This is a genomic window from Prevotella sp. P4-119 (assembly GCF_002251345.1).
Lineage (GTDB): Bacteria > Bacteroidota > Bacteroidia > Bacteroidales > Bacteroidaceae > Prevotella.
This window is the reverse complement of sequence record NZ_NPJB01000097.1, coordinates 1-583: the sequence shown is the minus strand read 5'-3', so window position 1 is coordinate 583 and position 583 is coordinate 1. Positions and strand designations below refer to the sequence as shown.

General features: G+C 68.1%; 1 protein-coding gene. It reads right to left on the bottom strand.

All coding sequences use genetic code 11. The features are described 5' to 3' along the window. A partial coding sequence (locus CIK89_RS12545; RefSeq protein WP_216820477.1) for a cytochrome-c peroxidase occupies positions 1-563 on the bottom strand: 563 nt, incomplete at its 3' end. Positions 564-583 lie beyond the last annotated feature (20 nt).

The following is a 583-nucleotide window of genomic DNA, read 5'->3' as shown; positions in this document are numbered from 1 at the left end:
TGCGTCGGGTTCATTTTCCGGATCAGCGCGTCGAAGCCGCCCGCGGCCCCGCCCCAGCCCATCTCGACCAGGCTGTGGAACGGATGGCTGGCCTGCGCCTCCACGCTGGCCGCGCGCCGATCCCAGAACGTGGAGCCGGGTTGCCAATAGCGGAGATTGCCGAGCCGCATCGCGTGGAAATCGGTGGTTGCCGCGGTGCTGATGCCGTTGCTGAACCGCATCGAATCGGTGAAGCCGATCGCCTGCTGATGGCAGCCCGAGCACGAGGCCCGGTTGTTGGTGCTCAGCCGCAGATCGTGGAACAGCACGCGCCCGAGCGTCGCCACCTTGTCGTCGATCGGGTTGGACGCCGGGCTGTTGTCGAGCACGGTCACGGTACGGTCGAAATAGGCGGGGAGGCCTGCCGGCGAATAATCGGCGACATGGCCGAAATCGATGGTGGTGAACTTCGCGACGCCCGTGGGGGTGGCGGGCTGCCGGGTGCCTTCGCCGCCGCATGCTGCCAGCGCCAGTGCCAGGGCGCCCGCGGCCAGCCGTTTCCTCTTCCCTGTGCGCATCGCCATCCCCTGCCGCCTGCTTCTCT